Annotated in this window: 11 protein-coding genes; 10 read left to right on the top strand and 1 reads right to left on the bottom strand. The window is 66.8% G+C overall.

All coding sequences use genetic code 11. The features are described 5' to 3' along the window. Positions 1 to 65: 65 nt before the first annotated feature. From J7528_RS08815 to J7528_RS08795, 5 genes are all read left to right on the top strand, one after another. The gene (locus J7528_RS08815; protein WP_291872991.1) at positions 66 to 647 is read left to right on the top strand and encodes an RNA polymerase sigma factor; all 582 of its coding nucleotides are present in this window, start codon (positions 66 to 68) and stop codon (positions 645 to 647) included. After that, positions 611 to 1,558, top strand: coding sequence for a FecR domain-containing protein (locus J7528_RS08810; protein ID WP_291872988.1), 948 nt, complete (start codon positions 611 to 613; stop codon positions 1,556 to 1,558). Before J7528_RS08815 ends, J7528_RS08810 begins: the two co-directional genes overlap by 37 nt. Before the next feature lie 73 nt (positions 1,559 to 1,631). Then, complete coding sequence (locus J7528_RS08805; RefSeq protein WP_291872986.1) at positions 1,632 to 4,433, top strand: TonB-dependent receptor; 2,802 nt, start codon at positions 1,632 to 1,634, stop codon at positions 4,431 to 4,433. Between the two features lie 78 nt (positions 4,434 to 4,511). Continuing rightward, positions 4,512 to 5,969 (top strand): CehA/McbA family metallohydrolase, encoded by a 1,458-nt coding sequence (locus J7528_RS08800; RefSeq protein WP_291872984.1) that lies wholly within the window; start codon positions 4,512 to 4,514, stop codon positions 5,967 to 5,969. A gap of 92 nt (positions 5,970 to 6,061) precedes the next feature. Beyond that, on the top strand, positions 6,062 to 7,426 hold the full coding sequence (locus J7528_RS08795; RefSeq protein WP_291872981.1) for a glycosyl hydrolase family 28 protein: 1,365 nt from the start codon (positions 6,062 to 6,064) through the stop codon (positions 7,424 to 7,426). A 58-nt stretch (positions 7,427 to 7,484) separates the two neighbouring features. Here the strand turns inward: J7528_RS08795 and J7528_RS08790 are convergent, their stop codons facing one another. Beyond that, positions 7,485 to 8,465, bottom strand: coding sequence for a LysR family transcriptional regulator (locus tag J7528_RS08790; RefSeq protein ID WP_291872978.1), 981 nt, complete (start codon positions 8,463 to 8,465; stop codon positions 7,485 to 7,487). Between the two features lie 93 nt (positions 8,466 to 8,558). Here J7528_RS08790 and J7528_RS08785 point away from each other — a divergent pair, with 93 nt between their 5' ends. The 5 genes from J7528_RS08785 (at position 8,559) to J7528_RS08765 (ending at position 18,059) form a co-directional block, all read left to right on the top strand. Continuing rightward, complete coding sequence (locus J7528_RS08785) at positions 8,559 to 9,746, top strand: mandelate racemase/muconate lactonizing enzyme family protein (protein ID WP_291872976.1); 1,188 nt, start codon at positions 8,559 to 8,561, stop codon at positions 9,744 to 9,746. 60 nt (positions 9,747 to 9,806) lie between these two features. After that, positions 9,807 to 11,075: a C4-dicarboxylate transporter DctA gene (dctA, locus tag J7528_RS08780; RefSeq protein ID WP_291872973.1), complete on the top strand. Its 1,269-nt coding sequence runs from the start codon at positions 9,807 to 9,809 to the stop codon at positions 11,073 to 11,075. 44 nt (positions 11,076 to 11,119) lie between these two features. Next, on the top strand, positions 11,120 to 14,857 hold the full coding sequence (locus J7528_RS08775; RefSeq protein WP_291872970.1) for a LamG-like jellyroll fold domain-containing protein: 3,738 nt from the start codon (positions 11,120 to 11,122) through the stop codon (positions 14,855 to 14,857). 5 nt (positions 14,858 to 14,862) lie between these two features. Then, the gene (locus J7528_RS08770; RefSeq protein ID WP_291872967.1) at positions 14,863 to 15,069 is read left to right on the top strand and encodes a hypothetical protein; all 207 of its coding nucleotides are present in this window, start codon (positions 14,863 to 14,865) and stop codon (positions 15,067 to 15,069) included. Positions 15,070 to 15,227: 158 nt separating this feature from the next. After that, positions 15,228 to 18,059: a TonB-dependent receptor gene (locus J7528_RS08765; RefSeq protein WP_291872964.1), complete on the top strand. Its 2,832-nt coding sequence runs from the start codon at positions 15,228 to 15,230 to the stop codon at positions 18,057 to 18,059. Positions 18,060 to 18,135: the final 76 nt, after the last annotated feature.

Below are 18,135 nucleotides of genomic sequence, written 5' to 3'. Positions count from 1 at the left end.
TGACACGTCCGGCCGCTAGTGCAGCGCTCCAAGCAGTCGGCGAGTCGCCGGCGGGACAGGGCGCGATGGCCTGGCTACGTGAGATCGACAAGTGGTTCGCCGACGCGGTGCTGCCGTCCGCGCCGGTCTATCGCGCCTACGCCCGCAAGCTGACGGGTGACGCGGTCGAGGCCGAAGACCTGGTGCAGGAAGCCTATGCCAAGGTGCTGGGCGTGCCCGACTGGCGGCGGCTGGAGCAGCCCGAGCGCTTCGTCCTGACCATCATCCGCAACCTGGCGTTCGAGCGGTTCCGCCGTGCCAAGGTGGTGGGCATTCGCCAGATCGGGGTGCTGGAGATGGAAGCCCTGCCAGACCCAGCGCCGGACGCGCACGCCGTGACCAGCGCCCGTGAGGAGCTGTCGCGGGTGCTCGAGGCGGTCGACCGCTTGCCGGAGCAGTGCCGGCGGGTGGTCACCTTGCGAAAAATGGAGGGGCTCTCGCCGGGCCAGATAGCGGTTCGGTTGAACTTGTCCATCTCTACGGTTGAGAAGCATCTGGCCAAGGGGCTGATGCTGCTGACCAAGTCGCTGGCCGCCAGTGAGGATCGTCGGATCGGGAGTAAAGCGGGTACATGGCGAAAACGGGCGATCAAGACAGAGACGCGCTGATCGCCCAGGCTTCGGAATGGCTGGCGCGTCTGGACGCCGGCCGTGCGGAACCCGCCGAGTTCGAGGCCTGGCGCGACGCCGATCCGCGCCGCGCCGCCGCCTTCGCCGAGGTCGCCGCCGCCTGGAGCAAGCTGGACGCTTTGCGGGACGCCGAGCCGCGCGCGCGGACGGAGATGAGCCGTCGCGCCTGGCTTGGCGGCGGCATGGCCCTGGCGGCCGGGCTGTCCGGCGCGGCCTATCTGGGGCGCGAGCAGCTGTTTCGGGCTCGCACGACTACCGGGGTCGGCGAGCGTCGGACCCTGGCGCTGCCCGACGGCAGCTCGGTCGAGCTCAACACCGACACCGAGGTGATGTGGCGCTTCGACCGTAAACACCGGCGGCTGTGGCTGCGGAGAGGGGAGGTGGCGCTGACCATCGCCCAGGACGTGTTGCGACCGTTCGAGCTGTTTACCGAGCAGGGCCTGGCGCGCTTGGCGTCGGGCCAGTTCAACGCCCGCCTGCGGCCGGCGGGCCTGGACCTGATCGTGCTGGCCGGCCGTGCGGCGATCGAGACCGCCGCCGGCGCGGGGCAGGCGGCAGTGGAAACCGCCACCGACGCCCGCCAGGCCCTGGCCATCACGGCCGCTGGCGTGGCGGTGGCCGCCGCGCCCGAGGCCGAGGTCCAGGCGGTACAGGCCTGGCGTCGTGGTGAAATCGTTTTCGAAGGTCAGCGGTTGTCCGAGGCGGTCGAGGAATACAATCGTTATCTCGTCCGCAAACTGGTCATAGAAGACGCCAAGGTCGGGGCCATGCGCCTGGGTGGGCGGTTCCTGACCGACAATCCCGAAACCTTCCTGGAAGCCCTGCGCATGACGTTCGGTCTACGGATCATCGAGGATGGTCCGTCACGAATTCTTCTCAAATCTCGATAGAGGTTTCTCGCGCCCCTTTCATCTTCCCGAGCGAGACGCCGATTTTCGGCGAGACCAAACGGGGCGAAATACGATGACCAAGTCTTGGGCTCCGCGCGTGGGCGCGTGCTTGCTTCTGGCCACGACGGCGCTGGTGACGCCCGTCGTCGCTCAAGCCCAGACGGCCGCGAGGGTGGAATTCAACATCCCGGCCGGTGACACCGCCCAGGCCCTGACCGCCTTTTCGCGCCAGGCCGGCGTGCAGATCCTGTTCCCCTATGACGTGGCCGCCAAGCACCGCACGACCGGCCTGCAAGGGGCGTTCGGTCGCGAGGACGCGGTCCGCAAGCTGATCGACGGCAGCGAGCTGGAGATCGCCTCGGCCACGGCCCAGGTCATCACCCTGCGCCAGCGGGGCGCCGGCCCTTTGGCCGCCGGCTCGGCCGCCGCTGACGTGTCGACGGTCGAGGAGCTGATCGTCACCTCGCGCGCCGGCTCGGACGCTCGCACGCGCCTGGCCACCAGCTACGCCGTCACCACCATGAACGAAGAAGCGCTGCGCCTGCGCTCGCCGATGGGCGTGGCCGACGCGCTGAAGTCGGTGCCCGGCTTCTGGGTCGAGGCCTCGGGCGGCGAGGCCAGCGCCAACATCCGCGCCCGCGGCATCCCCCAGGAAGGCTTCTCGGCCATCGCCTTGCAGGAAGACGGCGCGCCGATCCAGCACGACGGCGGCCTGGGCTACCTGAATGCCGACCAGTCGTTCCGCCTGGACGAGACGATCGACCGCATCGAAGTGGTGCGCGGCGGCCCGTCCTCGATCTTCGCCTCGTACGCCCCGGGCGGCACGGTCAACTTCATCACCCGCAAGGGTGACGTGAAGGAAGGCATCCTCAAGGTCCAGGGCAGCGACTATGGCCTGAAGCGCGTCGACGCCTATTACGGCGGTCCGGTGGGCGACTGGCGCATGGGCGTCGGTGGCTTCTGGCGCGAGGACGACGGCATCCGCGACCCGGGCTTCACGGCCAACAAGGGCTACCAGGTCCGGGCCTCGATCGGCCGCGACTTCGAGCGCGGCAGCTTCGACTTCAACATCAAGCACCTGGACGACAACGTCATCCTGTTCGCCGGCGTGCCGCTGAAGTTCAACGCCGAGGGCGAGCCCAGCGCAGTGCCGGGCTTTGACCCGCTGACCGGCACCCTGTCGGGTCCGGAGGTCAACAAGCTGACCCTGCGTGGTCCCAACGGGCCATTCGACTGGGACCTGTCGCGCGGTACCGAGGTCAAGCTGACCCAGGCCAGCGCTGAGTTGAAGTACGAGATCGCCGACGGCTGGCATCTCCAGGAGACGCTGCGCTACCGGACCTCCGAGTCCAAGCGCATCGGCCTGTTCCCCAACACCCCGGTGCTGGGCAAGGAGCGCATCGCCCAGTACCGCGCGGCCCTGTTGGCCGCCACGCCGGGCGCGACCGACGTGCAACTGCGCTATTCGACCAACCCCAGCGAGGTGTTCAGCACCACGGGCGCCGGCCAGAACGGCAACGGCCTCGTGCTGGACGGTTCGCTGCGTTACGTCTCCGTCCCGCTGGACGAGCTGATCAGCGACACCCGCCTGCTGCACAAGTTCGAGGTCGGCGGCCAGACCCACGACGTCGCGTTCGGCTTCTACCAGGCCCACGTCGAGGAGGCCTTCAACCGCTACTCGGCCAACGCCCTGCTGGACGTGCGCGAGAACGCCCGCCGCCTGGACCTGGTGGCCGTCGACGCCTCGGGCAAGATCCTGTCCAGCCTGACCGAGAACGGCATCAGCCGTTACGGCGCGGAGTTCGCCAATGGCGACGGCAAGTCCAACACCACGGCCCTGTACCTGACCGATGAGTGGCAGGTGACGCCGAGCCTGCGCATCGATGCTGGCGTGCGCTGGGAGCGGACTGAGTTCACCGGCCGCAGCGAGCGCACCGCCACGATCAATCTCGGCCTCTCGCCGACCCCGGCCGATGACACCGTGCTGGCCGGCTCGGGCGTCTATGACCGCCTGGACAAGAAGTTCGAGCACAGCGGCTGGACCGTCGGCGCCGACTACCGGATCAACGGCCACATGGGCGTCTTCGCCCGCTACACCTCGGCGTTCCGCCTGCCGTCGCTGGGCGACTACATCACCAACGCCAGCAACACCTCGCCCTTCATCCAGACGATGGATCTGATGGAAGGTGGCTACAAGCTGACCGCCGGCAAGCTGGACCTGTACGCCACGGTCTTCCACACCGCCTATGACGCCCTGAGCTTCGGCAGCTTGGTGTTCAACCCGACCACCGGCGCCTATGTCAGCCAGACCAGCATCACCGACACCAAGACCCTGGGTCTGGAACTGGAAGGCACGCTGCGTCCAGCTCCGTGGTTCGACCTGGGCTTCAGCGCCACCATCCAGGATCCCAAGTTCGGCGACTACAAGTTCGAGGAGGCCTGCACCATCGCCGCCTCGGACCCGACCTGCCAGGTCAAGCCGCCGGCCGGGACCGCCAGCCGCACCCGCGACTTCACGGGCAAGCAGCTGATCCGCGTGCCCAAGACGGCCTTCCGCCTGACGCCGGGCGTGAACCTAATGGACCGCCGCCTGCGCCTGGAGAGCAGCATCGAGCGCTACGGCGACCGCTACTCCGACGCCGCCAACACCTCGAAGCTGTCGGCCTACACCCTGGTGAACGCCACGGTCCGGTTCAACGTCACTGACGCCCTGACGGTCTACGCCTACGGCACCAACCTGACCAACGAGCTGGGCCTGACCGAGGGCAATCCGCGGGCCGGCCAGATCATCAGCGGCGAGGCCGGGGCTCTTTACGGTATCGGCCGTCCCGAGTTCGGCCGGGCCTTCAAGGCGGCGCTTCTCTACAAGTTCTAAGGCGCGCCGCCTGATTTCCTTCCCCTGAAACTTAGGGCGGCCGCAGCCTCGGCCGCCCATTCTTTTGTGGAATTTCCGATGCTCCGCTGGCTCGCTCTCGTCCTGCTGCTGATCGCGTCTCCGGCCTTGGCGCAGGAGGGGAAGCCCGACCTCGTCCTGACCGGCGAGATCACTGGCGCCGACCACCAGACCTACAAGCCCGTGCCGTTCGACGTTCCAGTGGGGACGACCCGCGTGACGGTTGCGTTCGACTACACCGGCCGCGAGAACAAGACGGTGGTGGACCTGGGCCTGCTGGATCCCATCCGCTTCCGGGGCTGGAGCGGCGGCAACAAGAAGGGCTTCTTCGTTTCGACCGAGGCGGCGACGGCCAGCTACCTGCCTGGACCGCTGCCGGCCGGGAAGTGGACCCTATTGCTGGGCGTGCCGAACGCGCGGCCGAACTCCAAGGCGACCTACGAGGCCAAGGTGTGGTTCGCGCATGGGCCTGTTGCGCTACCGGCGACCCTGTCCAAGGCGACGACGCCCGGCTGGTATCGCGGCGACCTGCACATGCACACCGCTCACAGCGATGGCGGCTGCACGACCGGCGACGCGCCGCGCGCGCCGTGCCCGGTTTATCGCACGGTGCTGGCCGCCCAGGCCGCCGGCCTCGACTTCATCGCGGTCACCGACCACAACACCACCAGTCAGGCCGAGGCGCTGACCGAGCTGCAACCGGCGTTCCCGAACCTGCTGCTGATGGTCGGCCGCGAGATCACGACCTTCCAGGGTCACGCCAACGTCTTCGGTCCCACGGCCTTCATCGATTTTCGCCTGGGTTCCAAGACCGTTCCGACTATCCGCAGCCTGCAACAGGCGGTGAAGGCCTCGGGCGGCGTCTTCTCGATCAACCACCCGGCCGTGCCGTCAGGCGAGATGTGCATGGGTTGCGGCTGGACCGCCAAAGACACCGATTACGACGCCGTCCAGGCCATCGAGGTCGCCAATGGCGGTAACGAGAAGGCGCTGGGCGGCTTTGAAGGCGTCCTGTCGGGCGTACCCTTCTGGGAGGCCCAGCTGAACCAGGGGCGCCGCATCACCGCCGTCGGCGGCAGCGACAACCACGACGCCGGCATCCCACATGACAAGCCGTCGGCCGTGGGCCGTCCGGCGACGGTGATCCACGCCGAGGGCCTTTCGACTGAAGCCCTGCTGACTGGCCTGAAGGCGGGGAGGGTGTTCATCGATTTGGACGGAACCCGCGACCGCATGCTGGAGCTGTCTGCCAAGGCCGGCGATCGGACGGCGGTCATGGGCGGAACGCTGGCGGCTAAGCCGGGAGAGGCGGTGGTCTTCGTCGCCTCGGTCACCGGCGTTGATGCGGCGGGCCTGGAGGTCATCCAGGGCGGCGCCAAGGTCACGCCGGTGATCTCTGACGGCAAGTTCGAGATCCGGATGGGGCAGGGCAAGAGCTGGGTGCGGGTCAATGTCCGCGACGCTGGCGGCCGACTGCTGCTGATCGGCAACCCGATCTACCTGACGCCCGCCGCCTAGCTATGCCGGGACGGCATGGCGAACACTGATTTAGGCATGGGCGGCGAGAGGACTCGCCGCCTAGTCTCCCGCGATAATCGGGAGCTTACAGTATGCGCGACGGGTTGATGATGGCGGGGGCCGCGGCCCTTCTTCTGGCGGCGACCGGCGCTCAGGCGCAGTCGACCAACAGCTTCCCGGCCAAGGTCTGCGACGTGCGCGAGTACGGCGCTGGCGGCACGCGCATCTGGTTCGACACCGAAGCCTTTCAAAAGGCCATCGACGCTTGCGCCTCGGCTGGCGGCGGCACGGTGCGGGTGACGCGCGGCGAATATCTGATCGGCCCGATCTGGCTGAAATCCAACATCCGCCTGGAGATCCAGAAGGGCGCCGAGGTGCTGGCCGGCACGGACGAGGCTCTGTACCCGCACGGCGAGCGCAGCGGCGTGATCAATGTCGACGGGGCTGAGAATGTCGCCATCGTCGGCGAGGGTCTGATCGACGGCCAGGGGCAGGTCTGGTGGGAGCGGATCCGCGCCGTGTGGCGCTCTATCCCCGACTTCGCCACCAACGGCCAGGCCCGCCAGCAGCAGAAGGACGAGCGTCCGCGCCTGGTCTGGGTCAACAAGAGCAAGAACGTCCTGTTCGAAGGCCTGCGCTTCGAGAACTCGCCGTCGTTCCACCTGGTGATCAACAACAGCGACTACATCACCATCGACAAGGTCCGCATCACCGCGCCGGCCCATGCGCCGAACACCGACGCGATCGATCCGATGAACACCCGCCACGTCGTGATCACCAACAACGTCATTAGCGTTGGCGACGACATCGTAGCCATCAAGTCGAACGGGCCGGACGCGCGTTATCCGGACGCGGTATCGTCCGACATCCTGATCGCCAACAACACCATCCTGGAAGGCCGAGGCATCTGCATCGGCAGCGGCGCCAGCGGCGGCGTCCAGCGCGTGCGGGTCGAGAACAACACCTTCGGGGGTTCGATGTACGGTCTGCGCATCAAGTCGATGCGCGGCAAGGGCGGGACCATCAAGGACGTGGTGTTCAAGAACAACACCATGAAGGACGTCGAGACCCCGCTGGTCTTCACCAGCTACTACGAATATCGCCCGCTGGACCTGGCCTCGGCCGAGAAGCAGCTGCAGCCGGGCGGTTTCATCCTGGGCAACCAGATCTGGCCGGGCCCGACCGATCCGGTCCAGCCCTTCATCCATGACAAGACCCCGGACATGTCGGGCATCGTCGTCGACGGCGTCACCGCCACCGGCGCGGACCTGGCGGGCATCGTCACGGGCCTGCCCGAAAAGCCGATCGGCATCACGCTGAAGAACATCAAGATCACGGCCAAGAAGGGCCTGCTGGTCCGCAACGCCGAGGTGTTGACCCAAGGCGTGGTCATCCAGTCGGCCGACAAGACGCCGTTCCGGCCCGAGGCGGGCGGGGTGGTGAAGGGGGCGAAGTAAGCCTCTTCTTTTCCGCTCATCCCCGCGAAAGCGGGGACCCAAGCTGACTCACGGCTTGTTACGCGGACAGTGGTCCTTCCGAAGCGCCGCTTGGGTCCCCGCTTTCGCGGGGATGGGCGGTGATGGGAAGCTCATCACCATCCGCTCCCTTGAACACGCCCAGCTCCGACCAGAACCCCTCGGCCGCTAGGCTCTGGCGGGCGGCGGGGCGGAAGACGCGGATGTCGACGGTCACGTCCCATTCCGGTCCGCCGGCGCGCACCAGACGGCCCTCGGCGACTTCCAGTTCGGCCAGGGTTTCCGGCAGCCACGCCACGCCGCGGCCGTCGCGGGCCATCGGCATCAGGCTGGCGGCCAGACGGGCCGAGAACACTTCGCGCAGGCCCGAGGCGCGATCGATGAAGCGCTGGGACTCCAGGATCCGGCCCAGGCCGGACTCGGCGCTATAGCTCAGATACGGAATGTCGGCGTCGCCTTCGGCCAGGGTCCAGCGCGGCCCGCCGGTCTCGTCGGGCGCGCAGAAGGGGACCAGGGCGTCGCGGCCCACCACGACCGAGCGGAACTGCGAACCGAACCGGCCCGGCGCAGCGGCGTGGTGATGGCACAGCAGGAACTGCGCCTGGCCGTGCAGCATCAGTTCCTCGCACGCCTGCATGCTGTCGGAGATCAGCCGCACAGGACCCAGCGGCGCACGCGACTCCAGCAGGCGGATCCACTGCGGGAAGAAGGTGAAGGACAGGGCGTGGGTGGCGGCGAAGCGCAGGGTCGCCGCCTCTTTGCCGCCGGCTTCGCGCGCTTCACGGCGCAGCTGAATGATCCGGCGGATCAGTTCATCGGCCCCGCCGCGGAACTGCTGGCCGGCGGCGGTCAAGGCGACGCCGTTGGCGGTGCGGTCGAACAGGGGCGCGCCGATCCAATCCTCCAGCGCCCGGATACGGCGGCTGAAGGCGGGCTGGGTTACGTTCCGGTTCTCGGCGGCGCGCGAGAAGTTGCCGGTCTCGGCTAGCGCCACGAAGTCTTCCAGCCAGATCAGTTCCATAGTTGATGCCTGTTACGCATAGCGACCATCGAGAATGGCATTGGCCCGTCGAAAGGGCGCCGCCTAGGGTTTGTCTGACAAGTGGAGAACCCCGTGCGCATTCTAGACATCCGCGAGAAGACGGTCTCAATCGCCTCGCCGATCGCCAACGCCTATATCGACTTTTCAAAGATGACCTGTTCGGTTGTCGCCGTCATTACCGATGTGTTGCGGGATGGCAAACCGGTCATCGGCTACGGCTTCAACTCCAATGGCCGGTACGGGCAGGGCGCCCTGATGCGCGAGCGCTTCCTGCCGCGTCTGGCCGAAGCCAATCCTGACAGCCTGATCGACGAGAAGAACGACAATCTCGACCCGTTCGCCATCTGGAAGACCCTGATGACGAACGAGAAGCCGGGCGGTCACGGCGAGCGTTCGGTGGCGGTGGGCACGATCGACATGGCCGTCTGGGACGCCGTGGCCAAGATCGCCGAGAAGCCGCTGTACCAGCTGCTGGCCGAGCGCTATCGCGGCGGCGTCGCCGACGACAAGGTCTGGGTCTATGCCGCCGGCGGCTACTATTATCCGGGCAAGGACGACGCCCAGCTGCAGGCCGAGATGCGCAGTTATCGCGACCGCGGCTACAAGGTCGTGAAGATGAAGATCGGCGGCGCCTCGCTGGACGTTGATTTGCGCCGGATCGAGTCGGTGCTGGAGATCGTCGGCGACGGCCAGAACCTGGCGGTGGACGCCAATGGCCGCTTCGACCTGGAGACTGGCATCGCCTACGCCGAGGCCCTGAAGAAGTACAATCTGTTCTGGTACGAAGAGGTCGGCGACCCGCTGGACTACGCCCTGCAGGCCGAGCTTTCCAAGCACTACGAACTGCCGATGGCGACCGGCGAGAACCTGTTCTCGCACCAGGACGCCCGCAACCTGCTGCGCCATGGCGGCATGCGTCCGGACCGTGACTACCTGCAGTTTGACTGCGCGCTGTCCTACGGGCTCGTCGAATATCTGCGGACGCTTGATGTGCTGGAACAGAACGGCTGGTCCTCGCGCCGCATCGTCCCGCACGGCGGTCACCAGATGTCGCTGAACATCGCCGCCGGCCTGCACCTGGGCGGCAACGAGTCCTATCCCGACGTCTTCAAGCCGTTCGGCGGCTTCGCCGACGGCATCCAGGTCGAGAACAGCTATGTCGGCCTGCCGGACGTGCCGGGCGTGGGCTTCGAGGCCAAGTCGGAGCTCTACACCCTGATGCGGACGCTGACCGAGGATGTGGCGCACCGCGCGGCCTGATACCGAAACAACGGGACGACCCGGCGAGACAGCCGGGCGTCTCCGGGGGGACTTAAAGACTTGAACCTCAAGCGCCTGTTTTCGCAGATCTACGTCCAGGTCCTGATCGGCATCGTGATCGGGGCCGCGATCGGGATTCTGTGGCCCCATGTCGGCGCGGCGCTGAAGCCGGTCGCCGACGGCTTCATCAAGCTGATCAAGATGCTGCTGGCCCCGATCATCTTCGGGACCGTGCTGGTGGGCATGGCCCGCATGGGCGACCTCAAGGAGGTCGGGCGTATCGGCGTGAAGGCGCTGATCTATTTCGAGGTGCTGTCGACCATCGCCCTGGTCATCGGCCTGATCGTCGTCAACGTCATGCAGCCGGGCGCGGGCCTGAACATCGACGCCTCCAACCTGGACGGCAAGCAGCTGGCGACCTTTACTGAGGCCGCCAAGGAGCAGGGCGTCATCCCGTTCCTGCTGGACATCATCCCGACCACCTTCGTCGACGCCTTCGCCAAGGGCGCGATGTTGCAGGTCATCCTGCTGGCGGTGCTGACCGGCACGGCCGTCAGCCAACTGGGCGAGCGCGGCAAGCCCTTGGTGGACTTCATCGACGTCTTCCTGGACGCCATCTTCAAGATCGTCGGCATGGTGATGCGCCTGGCGCCGCTGGGGGCGGGGGCGGGGGTCGCCTTCACGATCGGCAAGTATGGGGTCGATACCCTGTGGTCGCTGGGCCGATTGCTGATCGCCCTCTACGTCACCTCGATCGCCTTCGTGTTCATCGTGCTGGGCCTGGTCATGCGTTCGACCGGCCTGTCGTTCTGGAAGTTTCTGGGCTTCATCCGCGAGGAGATCTTCGTCGTCCTGGGCACCTGCTCGACCGAGGCGGTGCTGCCTCGGATGATGAAGAAGCTGGAGGACATGGGCTGCGCCAAGCCGGTCGTCGGCCTGGTTCTGCCGGCCGGCTACACCTTCAACGCCGATGGCACCTGCATCTACCTGACCCTGGCCACGGTGTTCGTGGCCCAGGCGACCAATACCCATCTGTCGCTGATCGACCAGCTGGTGATCCTTGGCGTGCTGCTGCTGACCTCGAAGGGTTCGGCGGGCGTGGCGGGCGCGGGCTTCATCACCCTGGCGGCGACGCTGTCGACCCTGCACGCCATCCCGGTCAGCGGCTTGGTGCTGCTGCTGGGCGTCGACCGCTTCCTCAACGAGGTGCGGGCGGTGACCAACCTGATCGGCAACGGCGTCGCCACGGTGGCGATCGCCAAGTGGGACGGGGCCCTGGATATGGACCAGGCCCGCGCGACCCTGGCCAAAGGCGCGACCAGCGCATGACCCTTTCTCAGTTCGAGCTTACCCCGAAGAGGAGCGCCAAGTTGGTGCGTCGATCGAACAAGGCCCTGCGGGCCGCTCTCCTGGCTACCGCCGCTCTGGCCCTGCCGACCATCGGCAGGGCCGACGGCCTTCTGTTCCACCTCACGGGCGACAAGGGCCTGAAGGCGGACGTCGCGGCCGGGGAGGCGACGCCGAACTTCGCCGACAAGGTCAAGCTCAAGACCGACCCGACGCACGGCGCCTATATCGAGGCCTCCAGCGAGCAGGTGCTCAGCTGGATGGCCCCGGGCAACATCTACGCCCAGCGCGGCACGCTCAGCTTCTACTGGCGCGGCCGCGAGCCGGTGGGGGCCACGCCGTTCCCGCTGTTCCGCGTCGGTTACGCCGACCACACCAGCTGGGACATGACCTGGCTGCGCATCGACTGGAACGGCAAGGGCTTCGACGCCTTCGTCACAGACGACAATCTCTCGCGGGTGCGGGTCTCCACGACCCAGGCCGCGCCGAAGCCTGACCAGTGGGTTCTCGTCACCTTCAGCTGGGACGAGGCCAAGGGCATCGCGCTCTATATCGACGGCAAGCCGGTGGCCTCGAAGGCCCAAGTAGCGGCGCTGGACGCCGGCCTCGACCAGTTCGGCCCGCACAGCCGGGTGATCTCGCCCCACCAGGTGCAGAGCGCCTATCAGTTCATCCGCGGCGGCGATGTCGACGACATCCGGATCTACGACCATGCGCTCAGCGACGCCGACGTCGCGGGCTTGGCCGCCGGTCAGGAGCCGAGCAGCGCCGCGCCCGCGCCGGACATGAAGGCCTGGGCCTATCGCTACGGTTGGAACCGTCCGGCCGATCCGCCGCCCTATCTGGCCGACGCCGCGACCAAGATCCGCAAGGTCGAGTTCACCGATCAGTTCGATCTAAAGGAGCGCATGAGCCTGGGCTCGGACGGTATCGCCGAGACCACCTGGCCGGGCGTCTACAACCGTTCGAAACTGCCGGGCCGACACGACTATTTCGAGCTGCCCGACTGGAACGTCTACACCGAGGGCGGCAAGGGCATCACCTTCGCCCTGCCCAACGAGCCGTGGAACCGCCTGGAATTCCAGGGCGCGGCCTATGGCACGTTGACGGGCCCCGACAAGCTGCTGATCAAGCGGCCGCAGGGCGAGCTGCGGACCTTGAACCAGTTCACGACGCGCACCGGCGGCCAGCTGAAGTTCGAGAACGTGGTCCAGGAGACCCCGATCCAGGAGCTGGGCGCCTACTACGTGGCCGGCGGCGCCGAACCTGACGAGACGACCCTTAGCTACAAGGTCAAGCTGGACGCCGACGTCGGCGTCTATCCGTCGCTGGACGAGCTGACGACCTTCGTGAAGGGCCGCTTTGGTCCGGGCGAACGGACCATGGTCGCGGCCCTGCCGGCGAAGGCGCCGAGCGCGCCGCGCAAGGCCGAGACGGGTCCGAGCCTGCCGATCGCCCACATCCTGATCCCGGCCGACTTCCGCCAGACTCGCGCCGCCGGGCCGGTCGGCAAGTTCCAGTACGGCTGGCAGGGCATGGACGAAGGCCTGGACGGCGTGGCCATCGATATCCCGGCCCTGAAGGTCGCGCCGACGGCGAATGGCCTCTTCCCGCTCAACATCAAGGTCAAGGACCCGCTGTGGCCGGGCCGCGACCTGTTGGACGTCAATGTCTCGGTCAAGCCGGGCGAGGCGCGGACGGTGTTCCTCGATACCCGCGACCGGATGATCATGCCGGGCAAGAGCCTGCTGATCACCATCGCCGGGGCTGGGGCCGATTTCGATGCCCGCCAGCTGGACGGCATGAACGTCCGCCTGAAGTTCAAGCCCGCCGAGGCGGCCAAGGCCGAGCACATCGCCGACCGCCTAGCCCAGGCGCGTGACAACCTGGCCTTCCTGGTCGAAGAGCACGACGTCTCCAAGCGTCTGGCCCGCTATGCCCGTCTGGACCTGGAACTGTCGGACCTGCTGCGCGTGGACCCGAATAACCAGCATGGCCGCGAGATGTGGGCCGAGCTCAATCCCGAGCAGCCCGGCGTGCCGGTCACCGTGCCGACCGCGCCGGCCGGCGTGCCGCAGTGGGCGTTCCTGCAGACCGAAGACCTCAAGCGCGTCCGCAAGTTCATCGAGTGGTGGATCGACAACCGCCAGGTCAGCTACGGCGACTTCGGCGGCGGCATCTCGGACGATGACGACTTGACCCAGCAGTGGCCGCCACTGGCCCTGATGGGCGACATCCCCGACAAGGTCACCGCTTCCCTGAACGCCCTGGTCGACGCGGCCTATAAGAACGACATGCTCCCGAACGGCCTTGGCAAGATCAAGACCGACGAGTTGCATTCGTACGAAGAGGCGATCAACGCCAAGTCCGAGGCCATGTACACCGGCTATGGCGATCCCAAGGTCGTCGAGCGGCTGATGGAGACGGCGCGGGCCTATCCGACCGTGATGCAGAAGGCCGAAGACGGCCACACTCACGTGATCAGCCGGTTCTTCTCGGCCACCGACGTGTCGCGCGACGGTCCCTGGGGCTGGTCGCATCCGTACTCGTACCTGATCCTGCACCCCGGCATCGTGCTGGCCGACTTCAACGACGACTCCACGATCAAGAAGCTGATCGTCGACCTCGCTGACGGCCACATGGCGCACGGCAAGCAGCGGGCCGACGGCTCGTGGGCCTATCCCGAGGACATCCACTCGGCTACCGGCGAGTCCCGGGGCGAGCTGGCCGCCGGCGCGCGCGGCAACGTCTCGGCCACGCAGCTGTTTTGGGCCGCCTGGCGCTGGACCGGCGACGCCAAGTACCTGCTGCCGCTGAAGGGCGAGATGGTCAAAGGCAAGCTGGCCGACCTGGACGAGCTGAACAGCGACGTCGTCGACAAGCTGGGCATGCGCGACAGCTGGGGCGCCAAGCTCAAGGCCGACGCCGATGCCGGGGCCGAGGACGCCTACACCTTGTACCAGGCGTGGCGCACCAGCGGCGACACCAAGTACCTGGAGAAGGTCTTCCACGACGAGATCGTTACCGCCGAACAGCGCATGTGGATGATGACCGACGCCCACTGGTGGTCGGACCGCGTCGAGTTGTTCAGCGACACCTTGCAGCGCACCCGCCTGGGCGGCATGGCCTTGCGCCGCAATCAGATGTTCCCTGGCCACCTTGTCAGCTGGCGCTTCGACACGCCGACGGCGGCCGAGGATGTCGGCATCCTGGTCACCGGCACGGGCGAGAAGACCTTCAAGGTCACGGCCTTCAACCTGACCGACAGGCCGATGCATGCGGTGATGACCGGCTGGGACGTCTCGGCCGGCAAGTGGAGCGTGGTCCGCGCGGTGGACGGCGCCGCCGATCCGGCCGCCGAAGTGACCCTTGAGCGCACCACCAGCGTCGACATGACCTTCGCACCGGGCAAGACCACGACTTGGGAATTCACCCTGACGGCCCCCGGCGACGCGCCGGCCAAGCGCTTCGACCTCGGCATCGGCGTCGACGACGTGAAGGCTAAGAAGGGCGGCGGCATCGACGTCACGGTCCACAGCCTGGGCGCCAAGCCCACGCCGGCCAGCGTCGTGATCCTGGAGGATGGGCAGGGCAAGGAACTGGCTCGCGCTTCGGTTCCGTCCATCGCCGCGCCGCTGGACCTGAAGCCCAAGACCGCCAAGGTCTCGCTGAAGGGCGAATGGAAGGCCGGCTACCGCGTCCGCCTGTCGGCCCAGGGTCCTGAGATCACCCAGCTCAACAACGTCGTAACAGCCAAACCTTAGACCTCATGGCCCAGACCATCATCGCCTCCCGAGAAACCTTCCAGAGCCTGCGGGCGCGGCTTCCCGCCGTGACCCGCGAGCACCTGTTTGACTGCTATGCGATCAGCGAGACCACCTGGAACAAGCTGCGCGACGGCAAGCCCGTCAAATGCGTGACCCTGGAACGCATCCTCGCCCGTCTTGCTCGGCTGGAGATGCGCGCGGCCGCCTGATGCCGAACCAGCATAACCGCGTTCCAACACGGCATTGGCCCGCGTCGACGACCCGACCCTAGTCTTGCTTTCAGACGCCACAGCCCGAACGCCTCGAACGCGCCGGGCCCAACGGGCGTCCGACAACAAAGACGGCAAGACCCGTTAGGGGAGGGAATATGCGTACCAAGGAACGCCAGCTGTGGCTGGCCAGTGTCTCGGCGGCGGCGATCGGCTTGAGCTTCGCGGGTGTCGCGTCGGCTCAACAGGCGGCCCCGGCTCCAGCGCCGGAAGACAACTCGGTGACCGAAGTGGTCGTCACCGGCTTCCGTTCCAGCCTGGACAAGGCGCTGAACGTCAAGCGGTCGGAAGCCGCAGCCGTGGACTCGATCCTGGCTGAAGACATCGGCAAGTTCCCGGACCTGAACCTCTCGGAATCGATCCAGCGCATCCCGGGCGTGGCCCTGGCGCGTGACGGTGGCGAAGGCCGTCAGATCTCGGTGCGCGGCCTGGGTCCCCAGTTCACCCGCGTCCGCATCAACGGCATGGAAGCCTTGACGACCGCCGGCGGCGCCGACGCCTCGGGCGGCACCAACCGCGGCCGCTCGTTCGACTTCAACGTCTTTGCTTCGGACCTCTTCAACGCCATCACGGTGCGCAAGACCGCCGAAGCCGGTATCGAGGAAGGCTCGCTGGGCGCGACGGTCGACCTGCGCACGGCGCGTCCGTTCGACTACAAGGGCTTCACGATGGTGGGCTCGGCGCAGCTGGGCTACAACGACCTGGCCAAGTCGAAGAACCCGCGCGGCGCCTTCATGATCGCCAACACCTGGGGCGACGGCAAGTTCGGCGCCCTGCTGTCGGTGGCCTATTCGCGCCGTAAGCTGCTGGACGAAGGCTCCTCGACCGTCCGTTGGGCGACCGGCAACGCCTTCTCGCCGGGCTTCAACGCCCTGCCGAACGGCGCGGGCCTGCCGACCACGGTCAACCCGGCCGAGGCCGCCAACAACGCCGCCTTCCACCCGCGATTCCCGCGCTTTGACATCTACAAGGACGACCAGAAGCGTCTGGGCGGCACCCTGTCGCTGCAATACGCGCCGACGGACCGCACCGAGATCAGCTTCGACGCCCTGTATGCCGACTTCAAGGGCACCCGCGAGGAGCAGTATCTCGAGGCCCCGTCGTTCAGCGTCGGCGGTGCCTGTACGGCCGCCAACGTCGCCACCTCGTGCGGCATCGCCCAGACCCAAGTGGTCTCGGCGACGATCGACAGCACGACCAACACCATGACCAAGGGTGTGTTCAACAATGTCGACCTGCGCGTCGAGGACCGCTTCGACAAGCTGGACACCAAGTTCACGCAGTTCGGCCTGTCGGGTAAGCACCACTTCACCGACGACATCCAGGTCGAGGCGCTGATCGGCCATTCGAAGTCGGATCACCAGAACCCGATCCAGACCACGGTCCAGTACGACCAGTTCAACATCCAGGGCTATTCGTACGACTACACGCAAGGCCGCAACCCGGTCATCGGCTACGGCAACGCCAAGCTGACGGACCCGAATGCCTGGGTGCTGACCCAGATCCGCATCCGTCCGCAGTCGGCGGTGAACACCTATGACGTCGCCTCGATCGACGGCACGTGGGACAACCTGGGCATCTTCAAGCTGTCGGCCGGCGCCTCGTTCAAGAAGTACGACTTCGAGACGACCGAATTCCGCCGCTCGAACGGCACCAGCACCAATATCGAGCCGACCGTGCCGGCCGCCCTGGTGGCGATCGACAAGACGACCTACGGCCAGGTGGTCAATTTCGCCGGCTTCAACAGCCTGATCCCCGACACCCTGAAGGCCGCCAGCGTCCTCAGCCTCTACGACCAGACCGCCTATGGCGGCACGTTCAAGATGGGCAAGGAGCCGGCGCTGGGTAACAACCGCGGCGTCCGTGAAAAGGACAACGGCGGCTACGTCCAGGCCGACTGGAACACCGACCTGGGTTCCTGGCCGTTCCGCGGCAATGTGGGCGTCCGCTATGTCGAGACCCAGCAGGACTCGGACGGCTACACCTACGTCTCGGGCGCGCCGCTGGCGATCTCGGCCAGCCGCAAGTACCACGACACCCTGCCGTCGCTGAACATGGTGCTGGAGCCGCGCGACAACTTCCTGATCCGCTTCGGCGCCGCCAAGGTCATGGCCCGTCCCGACCTGGGCAGCCTGACGCCGGGCGCGACCGTCAGCGTCTCGGGCGCCGGCCGTTCGGTCAGCGCCGGCAACCCGAACCTGGATCCATTCCGGGCCAAGGCCTACGACTTGTCGTTCGAATGGTACTTCAAGAAGTCGGCCCTGCTGTCGCTGGCCCTCTTCCAGAAGGACATCAACAGCCTGGTCCAGACGCTGCAGACCAACACGACCTTCACCGGCAATCCGTTCGGCCTGCCCGACAGCGTGGCCATCGCCGCCTGCGGCACGACCAACGGCTGCAGCCCCTCGGCGCAATGGCAGTTCAGCACCCCGGTCAACACGCCCGGGGGCACGCTGAAGGGCTTCGAAATCAACTACCAGCAGCCCTTCAGCTTCCTGCCGGGCGCGCTGCGCCACACCGGCGTGCTGCTGAACTACACGGGCGTGAAGTCCGAGATCCAGTATCTGAATGGGGCTGGCGCGGTCATCGCCACCGGCGACCTGACGGGCCTGTCGCGCAGCTCGTACAACGCCACGCTCTACTACGAAGACAGCAAGTTTAGCGCCCGCGTCTCGGCGGCCTATCGTGACAACTACCTGACCCGAATCCCGGGTTCGGAAGCGGGCACCAACGCCGACGGCACCAAGGCGACCCTGAACGTCGACGCCTCGCTGCAGTACACGCTGAACGAACACTTCAAGCTGTCGCTGGAAGGCGTGAACCTGACCGACGAGTACCAGGACCAGTTCAACGACAGCGTCGCCGACCGGTCCTCGTTCTACCACCACACGGGTCGCGAGTTCATCCTGGGCCTGCGGTATACCTTCTAGCCTGGGCATGAAGCCGGTCGCCCTTGTCCTCCCTTGGGCGAACGGCGGCCAGGCGCGCGGACGCCAACACTCCTCC

This window comes from Caulobacter sp. (assembly GCF_017744445.1).
GTDB lineage: Bacteria > Pseudomonadota > Alphaproteobacteria > Caulobacterales > Caulobacteraceae > Caulobacter.
Note: the sequence above shows the minus strand (reverse complement) of the source record. Positions and strands in the feature narration are given on the sequence as shown.

Coding starts and splice junctions, on each gene's coding strand:
- J7528_RS08815 (WP_291872991.1), top strand. CDS start 66: ATGGCCTGGCTACGTGAGATCGACAAGTGGTTCGCCGACGCGGTGCTG.
- J7528_RS08810 (WP_291872988.1), top strand. CDS start 611: ATGGCGAAAACGGGCGATCAAGACAGAGACGCGCTGATCGCCCAGGCT.
- J7528_RS08805 (WP_291872986.1), top strand. CDS start 1,632: ATGACCAAGTCTTGGGCTCCGCGCGTGGGCGCGTGCTTGCTTCTGGCC.
- J7528_RS08800 (WP_291872984.1), top strand. CDS start 4,512: ATGCTCCGCTGGCTCGCTCTCGTCCTGCTGCTGATCGCGTCTCCGGCC.
- J7528_RS08795 (WP_291872981.1), top strand. CDS start 6,062: ATGCGCGACGGGTTGATGATGGCGGGGGCCGCGGCCCTTCTTCTGGCG.
- J7528_RS08790 (WP_291872978.1), bottom strand. CDS start 8,465: ATGGAACTGATCTGGCTGGAAGACTTCGTGGCGCTAGCCGAGACCGGC.
- J7528_RS08770 (WP_291872967.1), top strand. CDS start 14,863: ATGGCCCAGACCATCATCGCCTCCCGAGAAACCTTCCAGAGCCTGCGG.
- J7528_RS08765 (WP_291872964.1), top strand. CDS start 15,228: ATGCGTACCAAGGAACGCCAGCTGTGGCTGGCCAGTGTCTCGGCGGCG.